General features: G+C 54.1%; 15 protein-coding genes. 7 read left to right on the plus strand and 8 right to left on the minus strand.

Annotated elements, in window-relative coordinates:
- Positions 1–4: 4 nt before the first annotated feature.
- Positions 5–622, minus strand: a complete 618-nt coding sequence (locus tag ACR64Q_RS04910; RefSeq protein ID WP_026603970.1) for a sigma-70 family RNA polymerase sigma factor — start codon at positions 620–622, stop codon at positions 5–7.
- Positions 623–905: 283 nt separating this feature from the next.
- On the opposite strand from ACR64Q_RS04910, the gene ACR64Q_RS04915 reads away from it, so the two are divergent.
- From ACR64Q_RS04915 to ACR64Q_RS04935, 5 genes are all read left to right on the plus strand, one after another.
- A complete protein-coding gene (locus ACR64Q_RS04915; protein WP_155931181.1) occupies positions 906–1,079 on the plus strand; it encodes a hypothetical protein in 174 nt (57 codons plus the stop codon).
- 12 nt (positions 1,080–1,091) lie between these two features.
- Complete coding sequence (locus ACR64Q_RS04920) at positions 1,092–1,781, plus strand: DVUA0089 family protein (protein WP_205450847.1); 690 nt, start codon at positions 1,092–1,094, stop codon at positions 1,779–1,781.
- Between the two features lie 92 nt (positions 1,782–1,873).
- Positions 1,874–3,514, plus strand: coding sequence for a DUF4331 domain-containing protein (locus ACR64Q_RS04925; RefSeq protein WP_313733777.1), 1,641 nt, complete (start codon positions 1,874–1,876; stop codon positions 3,512–3,514).
- Between the two features lie 62 nt (positions 3,515–3,576).
- Positions 3,577–4,746, plus strand: a complete 1,170-nt coding sequence (locus tag ACR64Q_RS04930) for a tetratricopeptide repeat protein (protein ID WP_313733778.1) — start codon at positions 3,577–3,579, stop codon at positions 4,744–4,746.
- A gap of 152 nt (positions 4,747–4,898) precedes the next feature.
- Positions 4,899–6,008: a HupE/UreJ family protein gene (locus ACR64Q_RS04935; RefSeq protein WP_313733779.1), complete on the plus strand. Its 1,110-nt coding sequence runs from the start codon at positions 4,899–4,901 to the stop codon at positions 6,006–6,008.
- 891 nt (positions 6,009–6,899) lie between these two features.
- Here ACR64Q_RS04935 and ACR64Q_RS04940 read toward each other — a convergent pair.
- The 7 genes from ACR64Q_RS04940 to ACR64Q_RS04970 all read right to left on the minus strand — a co-directional run bounded on the left by ACR64Q_RS04940 (position 6,900) and on the right by ACR64Q_RS04970 (position 15,867).
- Positions 6,900–9,173: an FUSC family protein gene (locus ACR64Q_RS04940; protein ID WP_313733780.1), complete on the minus strand. Its 2,274-nt coding sequence runs from the start codon at positions 9,171–9,173 to the stop codon at positions 6,900–6,902.
- The gene (locus ACR64Q_RS04945) at positions 9,170–10,327 is read right to left on the minus strand and encodes an efflux RND transporter periplasmic adaptor subunit (RefSeq protein WP_313733781.1); all 1,158 of its coding nucleotides are present in this window, start codon (positions 10,325–10,327) and stop codon (positions 9,170–9,172) included. The genes ACR64Q_RS04940 and ACR64Q_RS04945 overlap by 4 nt, the downstream gene beginning before the upstream one ends.
- A 15-nt stretch (positions 10,328–10,342) precedes the next feature.
- Positions 10,343–10,606 (minus strand): YtcA family lipoprotein, encoded by a 264-nt coding sequence (locus ACR64Q_RS04950; protein WP_313733782.1) that lies wholly within the window; start codon positions 10,604–10,606, stop codon positions 10,343–10,345.
- A 178-nt stretch (positions 10,607–10,784) separates the two neighbouring features.
- Positions 10,785–11,150 (minus strand): MarR family winged helix-turn-helix transcriptional regulator, encoded by a 366-nt coding sequence (locus ACR64Q_RS04955; RefSeq protein ID WP_483823278.1) that lies wholly within the window; start codon positions 11,148–11,150, stop codon positions 10,785–10,787.
- Between the two features lie 248 nt (positions 11,151–11,398).
- Positions 11,399–12,925: a TolC family protein gene (locus ACR64Q_RS04960; protein ID WP_313733784.1), complete on the minus strand. Its 1,527-nt coding sequence runs from the start codon at positions 12,923–12,925 to the stop codon at positions 11,399–11,401.
- A gap of 226 nt (positions 12,926–13,151) precedes the next feature.
- Positions 13,152–15,047, minus strand: coding sequence for an ATP-dependent zinc metalloprotease FtsH (gene ftsH, locus ACR64Q_RS04965; protein WP_313733785.1), 1,896 nt, complete (start codon positions 15,045–15,047; stop codon positions 13,152–13,154).
- A gap of 433 nt (positions 15,048–15,480) precedes the next feature.
- Complete coding sequence (locus tag ACR64Q_RS04970) at positions 15,481–15,867, minus strand: hypothetical protein (RefSeq protein ID WP_026147224.1); 387 nt, start codon at positions 15,865–15,867, stop codon at positions 15,481–15,483.
- A 330-nt stretch (positions 15,868–16,197) separates the two neighbouring features.
- Between ACR64Q_RS04970 and ACR64Q_RS04975 the strand changes: the two genes are divergently transcribed.
- Together ACR64Q_RS04975 and ACR64Q_RS04980 are read left to right on the plus strand one after the other, a co-directional pair.
- Complete coding sequence (locus tag ACR64Q_RS04975; protein WP_026603983.1) at positions 16,198–16,599, plus strand: hypothetical protein; 402 nt, start codon at positions 16,198–16,200, stop codon at positions 16,597–16,599.
- A gap of 502 nt (positions 16,600–17,101) precedes the next feature.
- A complete protein-coding gene (locus ACR64Q_RS04980; protein WP_313733786.1) occupies positions 17,102–18,604 on the plus strand; it encodes a hypothetical protein in 1,503 nt (500 codons plus the stop codon).
- Positions 18,605–19,054: the final 450 nt, after the last annotated feature.

Genomic DNA, 19,054 nt, shown 5'->3' on the forward strand with positions numbered 1-19,054 from the left:
TTGTTTAGTTAACCTCGCCGGCATCGGCTGTCAATAATTGCTGCATAGTCTGTAGAGCCCGGCGGATATGCGATTTCACAGTACCCAATGGCAAACCGCTGCAAACGGCGATTTCGTCGTGACTCAAACCCCGGAAAAATGCCAAAGACAGCAATTGCCGGGGCAAGGGCTCCAAAGCCGCCAGGGCCGTTTGCAAGCGATGGCCTTGCTGCACCGCTGATAGTAAATCCGGCGGCATTTGTTCGGCTGGGGCTTCGATCAGCACCAGAGCGTCCGGTTCCAGCTCGCTTAGATTGCCGTCCAGTTGCCGCAAGGCGTCCAGTGCCCGACTGCGAGCCATCGTCATCACCCAGGCTTTTACCGAACCGCGTTCGGCATCGAAGCGCGGCGCCTGCCGCCAGATCTGCCAGAACGTGTCTTGCACCACTTCTTCGGCACACTGCGACCGCCGGGTGATGCGTAGTGCCACACCGTAGACCTGATCGACCAGGCTATCGTATAAGCGCCCCAGCGCGGCTTGATCCTGATCCACGATGTCGGCGATCCATTCCCTCAGTAAGGCTTCGTCGGCGGTCGTTGCCAGCTGTCGGTTCTGGTCGTCGTCCGAATCGCTATCCGTCATCGTCCTCGCATCCCTTTAAAAGCTATACGCTGCATCGGTTGGTTTGGATGCGAGGCGATGTTGGGATAGCGCTCAAAGTGTGAACCAGGCGACATAAGGGCTGTGGATTTTTCTTGGTTTGCCAAGATTGGTGGCCGCATTTAAGAGGGCAGAGAGTAGGAGTTTGTGGTTGGACCACTATAAAACAGCCGTTTGCGCGTGGCAAATAGTCAAACTACCGAAGCGATTATGGCTTGTGCTCTGGGTTAATAACACTCGTCGTTTCGTATCGAAAGATGCTTATGTGCCAAGCACCGACCCAGTTCGTTGTACAAACCCGGCCGCAAGTATTTTTACCTGTTTTGCATCCAATGCCGAATTGGCCGCGTATCAGTCATCGCAAGCCGGCGCGAATGCCGAGTATCGCCATCCGCATCTGGAATCCGCCGCCGGCTTGCCATTTCTAACCATAGACTGAGAGGAAACCACGATGAAAAAGCTATTTCCGGTTGCGTTGTTAGGCGCCTGCCTGACCGCAGCGACAGCCGTTGAGGCCGCGGACTTTGAATTTAACGGCAACTTTGCCAACGATAACGATAAGCTGAGCTTTGCCTTTTCGCTCGGCTCGCCCGGCACGGTGACCTTGTTTACCTCGTCCTGGCTGGGCGGCGGTTTCGATCCGATTTTGACGTTGTGGGACGGCTTAGGTAACCAATTGGCCGAGCAAGACGACGGCGGCTTGGGCGGCAGCCAATTGTCGAACGGGGTTAATTTCAATTACGGCGAATTCGACAGCTATTTAGCCATCAATCTTGTCGCCGGGAATTACCTGGCAACCTTGACTCAATACGACAACTTTTCGGTAAGTGCCGCGCTGGCCGACGGATTTTTACGGGATGCCGATCCGCAATTTACCGCCGCCTTCGGTTGTTCGAACGGTCGGTTTTGCGAGGGATCTTTAACCGATAGCAATGGCGATCCGGTGGAACCGAATCGCACGGCGGCTTGGGATCTACACATTCTCAACGTCGCCAATGCCCAAATCGTCAGTGTGCCGGAACCGCCCACCCTGATGCTGCTGAGTTTGTCCGGCTTGTTTTTGCTCGGTGGCCGACTGGGAAAGGCTAGATCCGCACCGCGAACCGACGCGGAAGCGGCCAGTCCGGTGCGTTTGGCATAAATTCCATTTTCCGGCATCCGTTTGCCGATTTTCCGCGTATTCCCTAACGCAGCTGCTTGAAGCTGCGGCTTTAATTAATGAGGTATTAGACTATGAAAGACTTACATCACTACAGCCGTTGGCCGCTGACCATGTTTGCCAGCGCTTTATTATTGATGGGCGGCATACCGTCCGTTGAGGCCGCCAATCATCGCGAAGCGCCGTTAACAGCGTTGGATACCAAGGCCGACATCACCGATTGGTACGCCTTTGTCAGTTACAACGATCCCAGTAAAGTGACCATGATTCTAAATGTCGATCCCTTGCTGGAACCCAGCAACGGCCCGAATTATTTTCCGTTCGATCCGGAAGTTTTGTATGAAATGAAAGTGGATAACAATTTCGACGCCGACGAAGACATTACCCTCCAGTTCAGATTTAAAACCGAAAACCGCTTGCCTGGCGTGTTTACCGGTTTTGTCGGTGCCGGCACGGGTATTGTCGCCCCGGCCAATTCGCCCAACCCGGTCGCTGCCGGTACCTTGATCGTGCCGCCTGCCATTACTGCACTGGATGGCCCCGGATCGGAAGGCTTGGGTTTGCGGCAAAGTTATACGGTGACGCTGATTAAAGGAAAGGGCGCCAATCGGCAAGTTATCGATCTGACCAATCAGCAAAAGCTCTACGCGGTGCCTTCCAACGTCGGACCGCGCACGATGCCCAACTACCAGAATTTGGCCAGCCAAGGCATTTACGATCTTGGCGGCGGGGTTAGCGTGTTTGCCGGCACCGTCGACGATCCGTTTTACATTGATTTGGGTGCGACTTTCGATACATTTAATTTTAGGGCTGGCGCGTCCGGCGTCGGTGTGCCGGGAGTGTTTGCCGAGAACCAAAATGATGCGGAAAATCAAAACTTCGCGTCCGACGATGTGGCCGGGTACAACGTCAATTCCATTGCTATCGAGTTGCCTATCGCCATGCTTACCCAAGACGGCAAGCAACATAGCGCCGGCGAAGCCTTGGCGGTAGTCGGTACTTACGCCACCACCTCCCGGCCACGTACCAAAGCCTATGCGGATAAACCGGGCGGCAAACCCAAACTCGCCAATGCCTATGTGCAGATTCAACGGATGGGTAACCCCTTGATTAATGAGGTGTTGATCGGTACCGGCGATAAAGACAGGTTCAGCATGAGCGAGCCCAAGGATGACGCTGGTTTTGCCGGTTATGTGCTGGATCCGCTGTTGGCGAGAGTCGTCAATGCCGCTTATGGCGGTGCGGTACCCATTCCAACGCCACCGCGCGTAAATCCGGCCAACCCCAGTTTCGATCTCGGTCCCTTGGTGTTTTATGCCGCGCCGATTTGCCCAGGTTGTTCTCCCTCGCAACGCGGGCCGATCGCGGATTTGTTGCGTTTAAACACCGGTATCGGCCCCACGGCGTTAAGCGCGCGGAAACGCATGGCATTTCTGGCGGGCGATACTGCCGGCTTTCCCAATGGTCGGCGGGTGTCCGACGACGTCACCGATATTGCCGCGCAGGCTGTGGTTGGGGTTTTGAATCCGGCCTTTAACAGCTTTCCGAATAACCGGGTTGCCGACGGCGTTAACACCAACGATAGAAGCTATCAGGAAGTGTTTCCTTATGTAGCTTTTGCCAATAGCGGCCGGCAAAGCCGCCATGTCGATCCTGGTGAGGCCGGTTGTTTCGATGCCGTCTCCCTGGCTGTAGGGAGTTGTCCAAACAATTAGAAAAGAGGGAAGGGGGCGGCGGTGCGCGCCCCCTGTTCGATAAACATCCGAAGGAGGAGCCAATGAAGCACTGGCTTACATTAGGTTTAATAATGTCTGTTGCTGTACTCAGTGATGCGGGGGCGCAAGCTTATTTACCCAAGACCGATGACGAAATCGTCGAAGTCTTGCCGGCCAGGGGCGAAAGCTGGCTGGAAATTCGTTACTTGCGCAAACAAGTCGCGGCTCAGCCTAATGACTTGGAACCGGCTTTAGCTTTAGTCCGGCGCTATATCGAACTGGGCCGCGCTGAATCGGATCCGCGCTATTTCGGTTACGCGGAAGCGGCGTTGGCGCCTTGGCTGACAGTCGCGCAACCGAGTGCCGAAGTCCTGACGTTGCGAGCCACCTTGTTTCAAAATCGCCACGAATTTCCGGCGGCTCTGGAATATTTGCATTGGGCTTTGGCGCGTCAGCCGCGCTTGGCGCAAGCTTGGTTGACGCGGGCGGCGATTTTGGAAGTGCAAGGCCAACACGCCGATGCTCTGAACAGCTGTTTACCTTTGTTGAAATTGGCAGAGCCGCTGATCGGCCAAGTTTGTCTGAATTCCATTCTGAGTGTTTCCGGCCAGCTCGACACCGCTTATCGCCAGTTGGCACGAGCAGTAAGCGCTGCGCACAGTGCCGCACCGGCAGACCAACAATGGGCATTGACCACGCTGGCGGAAATGGCCGAGCGCCTGGGTAATACAGATGCGGCCGACCGTTATTACCGGCAGGCGCTGCAAGTGCCGCGCCGCAATGGTTATCTGTTGGCTACCTATGCCGATTATTTATTAGACCGGAATCGTTTCCAAGACGTGGTGGAATTGTTAGCCAACGATACGCGCGCCGACGGCTTGTTACTGCGCCTGACTTTTGCCGAAAAAGCCTTACGGCTGCCAACCGCCGCTGTGCATATAGATGCGCTGACCGCTCGCTTTGCCGCCAGCCGGATGCGTGGCGATACCAGCCATCAAGGCGAAGAGGCGCGCTTTTTATTGCATGTGTTAAACCAGCCCGAATCGGCGCTGGCCCTGGCGCAAACCAATTGGGCCGTGCAGCGCGAGCCGCGCGACGCGCGCATTTTGTTGGAAGCGGCGGTGGCTGCCGGCAAAAATCCACAACCGCTGCTGATGTTTTTAACAGAGTCCAAATTGCAAGATGTGCGACTACAAACGCTACTCGCGCAAATTGGTGGGAGCGGAGCATGAACGGGCCGGCAAAATTTATTCACCGCTTAAATACTGTTTGCCCTGGGCCTCTCGACTGCGCTCAGGTCAGGCCTGTCGAAGGGCAGGCCCCGCCAAGCTTAGACGGGTTAGGCTCGAACCGAATACCCGGGGTCATTTGGGTCGGGTTAATCATGGTCTGGCTGCTGACTGCAAGTTTTAGCGTTTTTGCCCATAAGGCCAGCGATAGTTACATGACGGTGCAGGTTGATGGGTGGCAGATCTCCGGGCAATGGGATATTGCCTTGCGCGACCTGGATTACGCCTTGGGTTTGGATGCAAACGACGACGGCAATATTACCTGGGCGGAGTTGCGAAATAGTCGGGATGTTGTGTATGCCTATGCGCTGAGTCGTTTGCAAATGACGACGGCTAAGCAAGTCTGTTCGCTGCAAGCAGGGGATTTACGGGTGGACGAACACAGCGATGGTCATTACGCCGTATTAAGTTTCCGGGCGACTTGTCCGTCTGCGTCCACGCCGTTGTCGATAGACTATCGCTTGCTTTTCGATCTCGACCCGCAGCATCGCGGGCTGATAAGCGTCATTCATGCCGCTAAAACCGATACCGCGATCTTTAGTCCTGACCACCAACGTAGCGAATTTGTGCGGGACGCTGATTATTCCGGGTGGCGGACCGTGGCGCGATTCGGCTACGCCGGGCTATGGCATATCTGGATCGGCTTTGACCATATTCTATTTTTGTTAAGTCTGTTGCTGCCGGCGGCTTTGGCGTGGGAGCGGGGTGCTTGGCAGCCAAAACCAGGCATTAGACCGGTATTTTTCGACGTGCTAGGTGTGGTTACCGCCTTCACGTTGGCACATTCGTTCACCTTGAGCCTCACGGTGTTGCAATACCTCTGTTTGCCGTCCCGCTGGGTAGAATCGGCCATTGCCGCCTCCGTGGTGTTGGCAGCGTTGAACAATATTTATCCGGTGTTGGTAAAACGCCGCACCTGGTTTGCCTTTGCTTTCGGCTTGATCCACGGCATGGGCATCGCCAGTGTGTTGTTGGACATGGGCTTGCCGGACACGCAGCGGCTGTTACCACTATTGGGCTTTAATTTGGGTGTGGAAGCAGGGCAGTTGGCGATTGTCGGTGCGGTTTTGCCGTTGATAGTCGGCTTTAGCCGCTATCGCTATTATCCGCTAGTCGTGATGAAAACCGGCTCAGCATCCATCGTCGCCGTGGCTTTAGTCTGGTTAGCGGAACGAAGTCTGGATTTTCAGATGAACATATTTTGAGCAACTTGGCGTATATCGGTGCTGCTGATTATTAACCCGGCCCTTAACTACGTGCGCCAGGACAAGCTGGCAAAGGATAGGTGGTGAAAGTCCTCCACGAGATAAGGTCTAGCTCACCGTCTCGGCCCCGAGTGATGCGCGGTTACTCGCGAGGGTAAACGTGAAGCGTTCACAGGGGAGACCACAGGCTGGGTATTGAGCTGCGAAATGGGTCTAACTTCGAGGTGCTGATCCCGTGCAGTTGAGGAGAAAGCAATATTGGTTCATGCGTTTTGGCCAGCATGAGTCCAAACCTCGCGCAGTCGTAGGCCCCATGCATGTGGAGAAGTCCTTTGTACGGAACCTGGGAGGTCTCATCTGTGCTCGATAGGCATATCGAGCCGGTTTATTAAGGTAGAAACTGAACGATAAATATGTACGCAGATGAGAAGTCGGACAAAGCCGTAGTACCGATGAAGCAACCGAACAAAGAGGACTTGTCCTTGGCGGAGGCTGTGGAGGGAAGGGCTTTGCCCAAGAGGAACATCGGTCAGGCAACCGCAGTCCGGACTCAGAGCCGGGGAGTTGCGTCGAATGGATTGGCTGATGTGCGCCAAGCGGCGCGACAAAGAAGGATGTGCAGGTTATTACATCCCACCCTTGTTACCGCTTTGACGTTCGTACTCGAGGGAGGAGCCCAGTGCGTTAGCAGCGCTCGCTGGGATCTGTGCGGGGGGTACCGGGCAACCGGTATTCCTACCGCGACCCTTCGCCTGTCTAAGGGCAGACCAGCCTGGGCTTCGCCACGCTCAACCTCAACGGAATACCCGTGATAAATAGGCTGGATTAGTAAATATCGTCGCTCCCGCGCAGGCGGGAGCCCAGGGGCTATATTGGATGCACTGCGCGGCCTTATTGCACATCAAGGTCAGGAGCGGATTGTTGCGGATATGACGTGGCAGCCAGCACTGCTTTTTCGATGTGGGCTATCAGCTCCACAATTTGTTGGTCCAGCATAAAGCGTAGCTCCCACTCGACGGCCAAATCGTCGGCCAGATTGTCGATACGATGATGATCGATATAACTTTGCTTTAGACGCGCTTGATGATTGGCAAGCTCGATCCGGTTGCCGGCTTGTTCGCCTTGCAGAAGTCTTGCGGCATATTCCAGGGCGGTCGCCAGCTCGGCATCGAACGCCCGGCTGAGCTGTTGCAATTCATCAGGAAAGTGGCTGAAGCGCTGGCCGCTGAGTAAGCGATAGCGTTTGCGGACTTGTAACAAGCCGGATAAATGGCCGGCGTCCTTCACAATTGTCCGCAGCGCCGCTCGTTCATGCACTTTCTCGACCAAGCGCGCATCGGGTTCCAATACCGCGTGTGCCAACAAGTCTTGAGCGGCGGCCAGCTCTTTTTCCGCCGATAGCCGTAAGGGTAAGGTGTAAGTTAGCAGGTGGCTGACGTCGGGTAAGCGCTTGGTGAAGCTGGCAAGTGTGCGCAACGCCGCTACGCTGTGGTGGCGGGCCAGTGCAATCGAGCGCCGCGGCCACAGTGCGTAATCGATAACGCCCATCACGATGAGTCCGAGCAATATGCCAATGACCCGGTCGCGCGGCAGATATAGGTCGGTGACTGGACCGAAATCGTGCAGCACAAACAACGCAAATGAAAAACCAAGTTGCCGGCCCAGATAAGCGATGCGTTCGCTGCCGGCGGTAATCCAGGCTGCCAGCGCCCAGAATGGCGCTGTGGCAAACGCAAAGCCGACGATGGTAGCGAGCTGAGATTGAAAGACCAATACGTAAAAATAAGCGCAGATCCCGCCGACGGCGGCGCCCGACACCCGTAACAGCGAGAGCCGGTAGTCGGCGCCGAGACTGGTTTGTGCCGCGACCAGACAGGTGGGAATCGCGGTGTTGATGTCCGGCCAGCCCAGGCTTTCCACGATCAGCATGCACAGGATCGCGCCCAGGGAAAATTTAATGCCGAATTGCAAACTGTCGGCACGGCTTGCCCAAAACTCGTAAGCAAACCAGGCTGGCAGCCAGCCATGTTCAGGCTTGTCGTCGGATTCAGCGTTGATGTTTTTACTGTCTTTGGCGGCTATCGGTTGATGCAAATCATGCATCAAGCCGGCAATGCGTTGCAGAGCCCGCCACAAGGCGGTTAACAGCGAGGGATTGGCTTCCCGCGCATAGTTTTGCAATACCTCATCGCTTAGCAAGCTGGTGATTTCTACGGACACGTCGCGCGATTCCGCCACGCCTTGCCGTAATCTGGCACAGGCGCTTTGTAAAGCCCGATATACATGCAGTTTTTCCGGCGTCAGCGGCTGGGCCCTATATTCCGCAGCCAACACTTGATTAAGCCAGTCCGACAACTGGCGCAAACCGTCTATTTCCAGCAACAGCGCCCGATAAGTCAGGTGGCGTTCGTGTAAAGCAGGATGGATCAATTCGGCGTTGGCCAGTAAACCCAGCAGTTTGCCAAGGCTGCCGGCAGCGGCGTGCATGGCTGCTTCAGGTCTGGGGCTATACGCACCGGCATCGGCCAGACGCGCGCTGAAAATGTATTCCACCGTCGCCAATTGCATGGCGATCTCCGCTTTTAACAGTTTTAGCGGATCTTGCGGTTTGATGGTCAAATGCACTACCGTCCATGTTCCCAGCGCCAGTACGCCAATAATGGGGATGTTCCATAAGGCATGGTAAATGTTTTCATCGGGCGTGCTGGGGCTGTACAGCACCGCCACGGAATACCACAAAGCAATGCCGGTAGGCCAGGCGATCAAACGGGCATGAAACAAGGACAGCGCCAATATGACGAACGACAGCGGCAGCAGCAACCACGGGTCGTTGCCGGCCAACATCAGCGTCAATACCGATACCCAGGTCGTGACGATCAGATAGCCGAGCTGGCGCATTCCAAACGCCAGGGATTGGCCGGCGTTGGCGTATGCGTCGTAGCTTAGGCAAATCAATATGGAGATTGCCCCTAGCGGCGGGATATGCAAGGTTTGGCTGACAAGTGCGATAGTCAGTGTGACGGCAAACAAGCGCAGGGCGGCAACGCGCCGTGCCGGCGAATCTTTGAGTTCCGCGTGGAGGAATTGCCCCAGGCTGGTGCCAAACCAAAGCCGGTTGGGTTTTGGTTGCGAGCTTAAACCAGGCCGGCTGTCGCCAATGGTCATGGCGGCGGCAGGGCTGTATCGGCTGCGTCGGCAGTTGGTTTCCGCACCGTAACAAACGCGGTCATGCCCATACGGAGCGGATGCTCGGGGTCGTGCTCTTTAATCTCGATCCGTACCGGAAAACGCGAAGCCAGAATGACCCAGTTCAGTGTGCGTTCAACTTCCGGCAATACGCCATGCTGTTTGATATTGTCGGGCGAATTGGCCCAGCCGATCCCGGTCACCACGCCGCGATAGCGTTTGCCCGGATAAGCGACCAGAAACACTTCGGCCTCCTGGCCGGGTTTGATCGACCGCAAATAGGTTTCCTTGAAGTCGGCGATCACATACCAGTGGCGGTCGTCGACCAAAGCAAACATTTGCGCGCCGGCCTTGGCGTATTCGCCTTCGCGGGTATTCAAATTGGTGACATAGGCGTTAAACGGCGCGCGCACATAACAATATTCCAGATCGAGTTCGGCGGCGGTGACCAGGGCTCTGGCCGCTTCGATGCGGGCGTTGACGTCGCCGACTTGGGCGATTAATGATACCGCCCGGCGGCTGTCGCTTTTGGCTTCCTCGATGGCACTGCGAGCGGACAGTTCTTTAGCTTTTGCATCCGCCAACTCGGCGCGCGAAGCCGCATAGCGGGAACGCGCCTGTTTCAGCTGATCGGTGGTGACATATTGCTTATCCGCCAAGGGTTCCAGGCGTTCCAGATAGTTATGCAGATATTCGTCTTCCGCCTCGATTTTGTTGACTTCGGCGTTGGCGGCGGCCCGCTGGTGTTCCAGACGCTCGATGGCAATTTCTGCGGAACCGCTGGAAGCACGCCGGGAATCGACATCTTTTTCCGCGAGCAGCAATTCAGCCTTGGCTTTGTCCAATCTGGCCTGATAGGGGCGCGGGTCGATCACGTACAGCAAATCGCCCTGTTTGACATATTGATTATCTTCGACATGCAATTCCACGATGCGGCCGCTGACTTCCGGGGCGATGCCGACGATGTTGGCCCGCACCATCGCGTCGTTGGTGCGCGGATTTTGATAGTTGATATGCCAAACCGCCGAGCCGGTCGCCAGCGCACCCAATACGATAACAATGCCAATGACGCGACCCAGCAATATCCGATTTTTCAGGCTTAACCCTCGGCTATCGTTTTGAATGTTTTCCATCAGGCACCGCCGTATTCATGCTGCATAAAACACCAGCCAGATGATAAAGGTGCATAAGGCCCACAGGCTGGGCGCGATCAGTAGCGGTGGACCCAAATGCGGTGCCAGGCGGTAGTGCACCAATTGCCACATCAGCAGCATGCTGGTCGCCAGCCCGCTGAGGATGCAGATGATCCAGGCCGGCCAGAACGAACCTTGCAGGCTTAGCATTGGGTCGCAAGCGGTCAGGAAAATCGAGAGACTCGCCGGGAAAAACGTTTTAAGGGAACCTCTAAACATTCCCTCGCCCTCAGGGAGAGGGCTAGGGTGAGGGGGGTAAGTAATTGATTTTAATTCCCTCATCCCAACCTTCTCCCGGGGGGAGAAGGAGGTGTTTTTATTTTTAGAGGCCCACTTAAGTAATTGCCCAGAGATCATTGTGCGCTTCACCTCAAACGTATGAACATTTCGGTACTCGCTAGAATTCATCATCGACTTGTTCAATATGATTGCCGCGCGCGGTGATGACCGCTTCATGCAGCCTCTGTAAATCCGCCTCCAGCTTCGAGATTTCCTCGGGCGCATAATCGTCGAACAGGCGGCCGATATGGGCCAGATGCTCGGGGAAAGTTTGTTCGTAAACGGCGCGGCCCGCGTCGGTCAAGCGGATGATCTGGCTGCGGCCGTCTTTTTTTGAGGCCGACCTTTCCACCAGGCCCTTGTCCTCCAAGCGGCTGACCACACCGGTGAGCGTGCCTTTGGTAATCAACGTTTCCTCGCCAAGTTTCTTGGGCTGCATGCCGGCGGTTTTGCCCAGCGTGATGATCACATCGTATTGCGGCAAGGTTAATTCGAGCCGGTGAACGTGTCTGGCCGCATACGACAAAAAGGCCTGGTGGGTGCGGAGTAACTGGCGCAGTGCGGTCGGAAATGTAGAGTCGGAGGACATAATCTAAAAATAATTGTTCTAATTAGGATTCGATAATAGCTATAAGCCTATTCACGCTCAAGAAAAACCTGGTGAATCGCTTAGCCGGTATTTGCTGTGTTGAACTAGAAATGCTTAGAGGCCACAGTATGAAAGACAGTCATTTAATGCTCATCCAACACTTCCGGATTTTGCTCGCCTGACACATAAACCAGCGTTGCGGCAGAACGTAATAAAGTCGCTCGACTATCGATTTCGGTATAGCGGGCACGCGCCAAATCCTTTTGCGCCGATAACAGCTCGATTACCGTCGAAAAACCGTGTGTGTAAGACTCCTGGGTTGCCGCATAGGATTCCTCGGCGGCTTTCAACAGAGCCAAGGCAAACTCGCGTTTTTCCAGTGCGGTTTTGGTGTCGGCATAGGCTTTCCAGATGTCGCGCATGATTTCCAGGCGCAAGGCCTCCAACTGGGCTTGGGACGCCGACCTTTTGGCCTCCGCTTCCCGCACCGCATTGCTGCGTTCAAAGCCGTCGAACAAGGTCCATTCCACATTCAACATGGCGGTATCGACCATGGTGTTGGCGGAATAACTTTCGCCGCCCGATGGCTTGGTATGCACATTGCCCCAGTATTGATTACCCACCATGCCGCGCAACGAAACCTTGGGCCAGAATTCGGCTCTGGCTTTTTTAACATCCGCTTCGCGGGCCCGCAATTCGGCAAGACGCGCCAGCAAATCGGGGCGTTGTTCCAAAGCCTGATCGACGATTTTTTCCACTGATTGCGCCAGTTCTGCGGGCAACGGTAGCTTGCTCAGGTCGACCAGTTGCAGGCTGTAAGCCGGCGATATTCCCAGGCTCGTCGTTAGATCGGCACGGGTCTGCGTGACCGAGCCGCGCGCATCTTGCAGGTCATAACTGGATTTTGCCTGCTCTTGCAGCGCCAGCAACAAGTCGGGTTTGGTGGCCAGTCCTTGTTTGAGTTTGGCTTGAACCGAATCGGCGTTGGTTTTCGCCGACTCGAAAGTTTGCTGCGCCGCCGTCACCTTGGCCAAGGCGGCCTGATAAGCAAAAAAACTACTGGCTACCCGATAGGCAATTTCCTGATGTTTACGGTCAAAGGCAAAATTAGCCGCGCTCAGCCGTTGCGTACCGGCATCAACCAACGCTTCCCGGCGTCCGAAATCGAATAAGGTCCAGGCCAAATCCAGGCTGGCAAACGCCGCGTAACCGTTGCTGACCAGCGCGCTGCCGGGGATGGGGAAGCTACTGGTAAAATGCTGGCCGAATGCCATTACCGTCAGTGTGGGATACCAGTTGCTGCGATTTCTTTCCAGGCGCGCGGCGGCGGCTTTTGCTTCCTCCCAGCTAATCCGGGTTTCCGGATGCGTGTGCAGGGCCAAATCCACCAAGGCCGGCAAATCGTAGGTTTGCTGGGTATCGATTCCGGCATCTTCAGTTGGAGAACTGGATGTATCCGGCGCTGGCGGGCGGTTTTGGGCTTGATAAGCGTGCCTGGACAAAGGGGGTGGCGGATCATATTCCGCAATTGGCGCCGGCTTCGGTACGGTGCAGGCTGTCAACAATGTCAGTGCCGCAAGCGCCGCGTTGCGATAGGCTGGCGCTAAATAGGGCAATATTGCCGAGCTGGAAACGAATTTTTTCAAGCGTTTATTGGGTTGTCGAATCACTCTAGTTTGGAAAAAATCCCCTAGTCATTAATCTATTCTTTGGCCCCGAACTCTATCATTTATTCGGGGCCTGCGAGCAACAGTTCATTAATGCAATTACTGTTTTATCCCGTCATCGCACTGCAAATTTCGGTTTTTTGATTCCCTCGCCCCCAACCCTCTCCCGGATGGCGGGGGGACGAATGTGCTGAAATTTGCCGTGCGAAAGGTCTATCGGGCCTTGAGATCACGACAAAGCCGGTATTTTGCCGATAGGAGCTACCGTTTCTGTCGTCGGCCTGGGCGATTTGCCGTTGTCGCAGTGCCGTTTTGCCGGCTCTACGGCCTTGGGCGGTGCGATCTTTCGGCCCTGCATCAACTCGTCGATCTGATATTTATCCAGCGTCTCCCAATCCAGTAAGGCTTGCGCCATGTTGTGCAGAATATCTATATGCGTTTTAAGGATGGCCTCGGCGCGCCGATAGTTGTTCGCCAAGGTTTGTCTAATTTCATGATCGATCAGGCGCGCCATTTGCTCCGACATCGGTTTGGTTGAGCCCATAAATCCGCTGTCGTTGTCGCCGCAATCCATGGGGCCTAGGCGATCGGATAAGCCCCACTTAGTGACCATATTACGCGCCAATTGAGTCGCGCGTTGTATATCGTTGGAGGCGCCGGTGGTGACTTTGTTTTTGCCGTAAATCAGAGCCTCGGCAATCCGGCCGCCGAACAGGCTGGAAATTTGGCCCTCCAGTTTATCTTTGCAGGCGCTGTATTGGTCGTGTTCCGGCAGGAACATGGTGATGCCCAAAGCACCGCCGCGCGGCATGATGCTGACCTTATAAACCGGGTCGTGTTCCGGCATCAAGCGGCCAACGATGGCGTGGCCGGCTTCATGGTAAGCAGTCATCAGCAAATCCTCGCGACTCATGATCATGGTGCGTTTTTCGGCGCCCATGATGGCTTTGTCGCGGGCGCTGTCCAGGTCGTGCATGGTCACTTCCCTTTGGTTGTTGCGGGCAGCGAATAGGGCGCCTTCGTTAATTAGATTGGCTAGTTCGGCACCCGAAAAACCGGGTGTGCCGCGCGCCAGATCGTTGATGTTGACATCGTCGGCCAGGGGCACTCGGGTGGCGTGGACTTTGAGAATTTGTTCGCGGCCCTTGATGTCCGGCAAGCCGATCTGCACTTGGCGATCGAAACGCCCCGGTCTTAGTAAAGCCTTGTCCAGCACGTCGACACGGTTAGTTGCCGCAATGACAATGATGCCTTCGTTGCCGCTAAAACCGTCCATTTCCACCAATAGTTGGTTAAGGGTTTGTTCGCGTTCTTCGCCGCCGCCGATATTGCCGCCAGTACTGCGCTGGCGGCCGACTGCGTCGATTTCATCGATAAAAATAATGCAGGGCGCGCGTTTTTTAGCTTGTTCGAACATATCCCGCACCCTGGAGGCGCCGACGCCGACAAACATTTCCACAAAGTCGGAACCCGAGATCGAGAAGAACGGCACTCCGGCCTCGCCGGCAATGGCCCGCGCCAATAAGGTTTTACCGGTGCCGGGAGGGCCTACCATCAGCACACCGCGGGGAATTTTGCCGCCCAAGGCTTCGTATTTGCCCGGATCTTTCAAGAAGTCCACCATTTCCGCTACGTCTTGTTTAGCTTCCTCGGCGCCGGCCACATCATTGAAACGCACTTTGACCTGATCTTCCGTCATCAATTTAGCCCGGCTTTTACCAAAGCCGTTTTGTGCGCCGGCACCCTGTTGCTGCTTACGCATGAAATAGATCAATACCCCGATCAACAACAAGGTGGGAGCCCATGAGAATAGAAGTTGCGTTAGGGTAGATTGGGTCTCGGGCCGCTCGACTTTGATTTTGACGTCATACTCCAATAGGTCGTCTATGATTCGCGCATCGCCAGGATTGAATGTGGTAAAGCGCGTGCCGTTATGGCGGCGGCCATCGATAGATTTCCCGTCTATCACCACTTCGGCCACGGACTTGCTGCGTACGTCCTTGATGAAATCGGAATAGGAAATGTCGTTTTGCGAGTTGTAAGCAGATAGCCTGGGATTGAATGCCGCGAATAGCGCGATAGCAATGCCAACGGTTACGGACAGGGCGATTAAGAGCTTTTTCATGATTGCGATCTCCTGTTTAGGATGCAAGGTTCAAGTAATACGCTTAGGCAAGACTTGGGTTTGTGCTCGGACATTTTCCACATCAAGCCAGGCGAGAAGATAACACTGGTTCGACATAAGAAAATCAGCAATTTTTGCGCCATTAATTCGATATAAAAAGACCTGCATCGCCGCTTCGCCAGTTGGCGAACGAGTTAACTGTCACGTTTTTCTTTTCGGAGGTAAGAAAACGCTTGGAACATAGGTCCAAGGCCGGCCACGCGCATCAAATATGCCGGCGTTATCGACAATGCAGGTCGTAAAAGGGAGCGTTTACAAAAGGCTTGGAGCCGGTGATGTTCAAGCCTTATGTCCAATATGCACACAAAACGCCCCTATTTTGTGCGCCGATGCGGTCCGTTGATACATGGCTGAATCGGCCTGCGTTTACGGCTTAGTGGCTGGAAACATAAAGTTTGTGCATTTCTTCATAGCGGCTCAAAGCTTCTTTCAACGATTCGCCGGCCAACTGCAAATCGCCGCCGCGGGCTGCTTTCCATGCCGTATTCAGACGTTTGCCGGCATGCTGGCGTTTGACTTCGAGATCGTTGTTCTCGATGTCTTTTTGCTGTTGTTTGGCATTGCTGACCAGCTCGGCTACGGTTTCCTTGTCCGCGCCGTTTTCCACCGCGGAGATGGACGCTTTGACTTTGGAAATGGTGCTTTCCAGAGCGGCTCTTACTTCTTCGTGGCTAAAAGTCGCCGCGGAGACAGGAAAACACAGCGCACTGATAAGGGAGATTGCTATAGAGAAAATTATGAATTCTTTGCGTGACATCATGATGTTAACCTCGGTAAACAAGAAAAAATAAATCGATAGCGGGTTGGGCCTCGGCACTTCCGGATCAAAACGAACTTATGTTTCGAGAGCTTCGTTTCAATTGTTAGTGTGGGTAGAGTTTATCAGATTATGGTTCTTATTAGAACTTAATTTGTTTCCATCAGAACTACTTGTGTGTTTTTCATCACAATTTTTATTTGAATATGCATAATCGTAACGGTGAGAATTGGTACGAAGGCACGTGCTGGATTGAATTGATCGCCAGCAATTCCGTGATTTATTGGTAAGCTAAGGGCATAACTATTCTTATAACCACGCCTCGGAGAAAAAATGATCACGCTATTAAAAATTGCTGCCGCCACTTTGTTGAGTTTGAGTGGTACTGCGGCACATGCCTATGGCAGCAGTCAGAGTTCGCAGCACTGCGATAAACCGGTGTTTTCGGAGTTTCAGCCGGCAACCAATAAATATTTGCAATCGTTTAGCGAGTTTTCGTTGATGGCTTCGGCCAACACGACGCCGACCTCGGTTGTGGTTAACGTCAGTGCCGGTGAAACCAAATATCATTTCACCTCTAAACAACTGCAAATTACCCAACAACCCAGCGGTCGCTTGGAGATAAAGGGCAAAGTGGATAGACCTATAGAAGGTGGTTTCGCGCGCTTGAGTATTACCGCACACAGCAAACCCGGTTGTGAAAAAACCGACGGGTATCTGATTCGCATTCATTGATCGCGTAAATCTCGGTTCACCCGAGGCTTTTACCGACCTAAGCCCCTGGCCAACAACCCGCAGGGGCTGCAATCTCGCTAGTTAGCAAGGCTTTTGAATGCCCAGGGTTCTTTGCATGACTGCTTTCTAAAAATGTTTTAAACACTTTTCCCTTTGTCTTGCCGATTTTTAACCTGGGACTCAAATTTCCTAAGTCCCGCACCGGCGGGAGCCTGTGGCTGCATAGGATTCTCTGCGCGGGACTGACCGCCATAGGGCATGCAAAACCTAAACCCCTTCCCTAACTTCAAAACTCAACGATAGAGGAGCATCCGGCAATACTGGATATCTGGTCTATAGTTGCGATTAATCGACAGATCCAGTGTTGGGACGTTAGAGGCGTTCAGAGTAATGCCCAATCCTGGTGCAGTCACCAGCCGGACTACTAGGTTACCCGCGAGGTAATTTCCGGAACGGCTGGGTAGAGATAACCGCACGTCAAGAGATTAAAAAGGTGATAACAATGATTAAAAAGCCTGGGTTTTATCTGTTTCCATTGTTGTTTTTGGCATCCGCAGCTGCCGCCGATTACAAAGCCGATATCGGCTATCAAGCCTTGCTAACTCAATTGGGCGCAAACACTCCGACCGGCGAGGGCGTCAATGTGGTTCACGCCGAAGCGTCATTAGTCGAATCGAGGGACCACACTGATTACCCCATCTATGCGCCGAATATTCGTAACACCCAATTTGTCGGTAAGACGTTCAGTTTTCCGGGAAAAAAAGCCAGTACCTCACCATCGGGACACGCCGACAGCGTTGGTGCCAGATTTTATGGTAAGGATTCTATCGCCCACGGTATAAACAATATCGCCAGTTATGATGCCAACGCCTGGATCGAAAGTCTCATTAGTCCAGCTGCGTTGGCTCCAGTCAACGCCAGTCGGATTGCGAACCATAGCTGGATTGGCAAAGGCGACAGCGCGTCGGAAACGGCGATGATTTTGCGCCTTGTTGACAGGCAAGTGCAGCGCAACGAATTCATCCAGGTGGTTGGTATGAACAATGGCCTTAGCGACTCGCCCTTATTGGGTAGCGCTTACAACGCGATTGCGGTGGGTCGTACCGATGGCAGACAAGATAGGGGGTCCGATGCGGTGGATTCTTTATATATAGCGGGACGGACGCGTCCTGATGTAGTCGCGCCGCAAACCACCACCAGTGGAGCGACACCCATAGTAGCCGCTGCTGCCGCGTTATTAGTCGAGACCGGCCACAAGGGCGCGGCCAATCTATCGCAGGGATCTATTGATATTGACGGAGTGGGAACGGTTTACAACGCCGAGCGCGCCGAAACCGTTAAAGCCGCGTTGCTGGCGGGTGCCGACAGAGCGACGCAAAATACTTCAACCACGGACAATATCGTCGACTATCGCAGCAGCGGGCACCAAACCATTAATGGTCTGGACGATAGATTCGGCGCCGGCCAGCTGAATATTTTGCATAGTTACGAAATCATCGCCGGTGGCGAACAAGATAGCCTGGAAGATGGCGGTGCCCAGAACGGCATCGGCTTGGCCGGATTCGACGTGGATACCGAGTTTGGCGGTTTGGCTAGTAATAGTCTGGCTACATATAAGTTCGCCGCCGCGATGGATTTGAATTTGCAGGCGTCTTTGGTATGGAATCTTGGGGTATCGAACGACCTGAATATGACAAGCACTTTGCACGACCTGAATCTGGAGTTGTTCGATAGCACGGCCCAAAATATCGCCGCGTTCTCGGCGAGCAGCGCCGACAACAGCGAGAACCTGTGGCTTAGTCTGGTCACCGGTCATCACTACGAATTACGGGTCAAGTCCGGTGAAGCCAGTCCGTTCAACTGGGATTACGCATTGGCCTGGCATATGAGTCCGCTGCAATCGGCACCGGTTCCGTTGCCGGGCACCTTTTACTTGTTCTTTTCCGCGCTCGGCGGGCTTGGCTGGCTGGTTCGCGGGAAACGGTGCAACATTCAAGTATGCTGATTTAAGGAAACTCTGGGCAAGCAGTTTTCATCAGCGCTTCAGCACGCTGATTGCGAGCGTAATCAACACTTTGTATCAGCGGTTGCGCTCCCTCTCTTCAGCCTATTCAGTGGGCCCTTAAATTGCTCGCTTCCGCTATTCCCGCGTTGGCGAGAGCGACGATATTTGAGAATCGGGTTAATAAGCTGCTTCAGTTAAACCAAAAAATCCGTCATGCCTATTCAGATACCCAAAGGGCATAAGTTGTGGCAAATAACTTTGCACATGAGTTATTTCACGGAAAATTCCCCGCGCATTACCACTCGCCATCTACGTATCTTTCTGTATTTAAAGAAAAATGTTTTGTGGTCTGAATGTTGTATGTGGATCAGCGTGCTTAGCCGTAGGCGTAGAAACGGCTAACACGATTTGGGACTTCCAATCATTCATATTCGGTTCTGTCGCTGACTT

It is taken from the genome of Methylomonas sp. 2F7 (assembly GCF_057126975.1).

Coding starts and splice junctions, on each gene's coding strand:
- ACR64Q_RS04950 (WP_313733782.1), bottom strand. CDS start 10,606: ATGTTTAGAGGTTCCCTTAAAACGTTTTTCCCGGCGAGTCTCTCGATT.
- ACR64Q_RS04980 (WP_313733786.1), top strand. CDS start 17,102: ATGATTAAAAAGCCTGGGTTTTATCTGTTTCCATTGTTGTTTTTGGCA.
- ACR64Q_RS04930 (WP_313733778.1), top strand. CDS start 3,577: ATGAAGCACTGGCTTACATTAGGTTTAATAATGTCTGTTGCTGTACTC.
- ftsH (WP_313733785.1), bottom strand. CDS start 15,047: ATGAAAAAGCTCTTAATCGCCCTGTCCGTAACCGTTGGCATTGCTATC.
- ACR64Q_RS04975 (WP_026603983.1), top strand. CDS start 16,198: ATGATCACGCTATTAAAAATTGCTGCCGCCACTTTGTTGAGTTTGAGT.
- ACR64Q_RS04970 (WP_026147224.1), bottom strand. CDS start 15,867: ATGATGTCACGCAAAGAATTCATAATTTTCTCTATAGCAATCTCCCTT.
- ACR64Q_RS04910 (WP_026603970.1), bottom strand. CDS start 622: ATGACGGATAGCGATTCGGACGACGACCAGAACCGACAGCTGGCAACG.
- ACR64Q_RS04925 (WP_313733777.1), top strand. CDS start 1,874: ATGAAAGACTTACATCACTACAGCCGTTGGCCGCTGACCATGTTTGCC.
- ACR64Q_RS04945 (WP_313733781.1), bottom strand. CDS start 10,327: ATGGAAAACATTCAAAACGATAGCCGAGGGTTAAGCCTGAAAAATCGG.
- ACR64Q_RS04920 (WP_205450847.1), top strand. CDS start 1,092: ATGAAAAAGCTATTTCCGGTTGCGTTGTTAGGCGCCTGCCTGACCGCA.
- ACR64Q_RS04940 (WP_313733780.1), bottom strand. CDS start 9,173: ATGACCATTGGCGACAGCCGGCCTGGTTTAAGCTCGCAACCAAAACCC.
- ACR64Q_RS04935 (WP_313733779.1), top strand. CDS start 4,899: ATGGTCTGGCTGCTGACTGCAAGTTTTAGCGTTTTTGCCCATAAGGCC.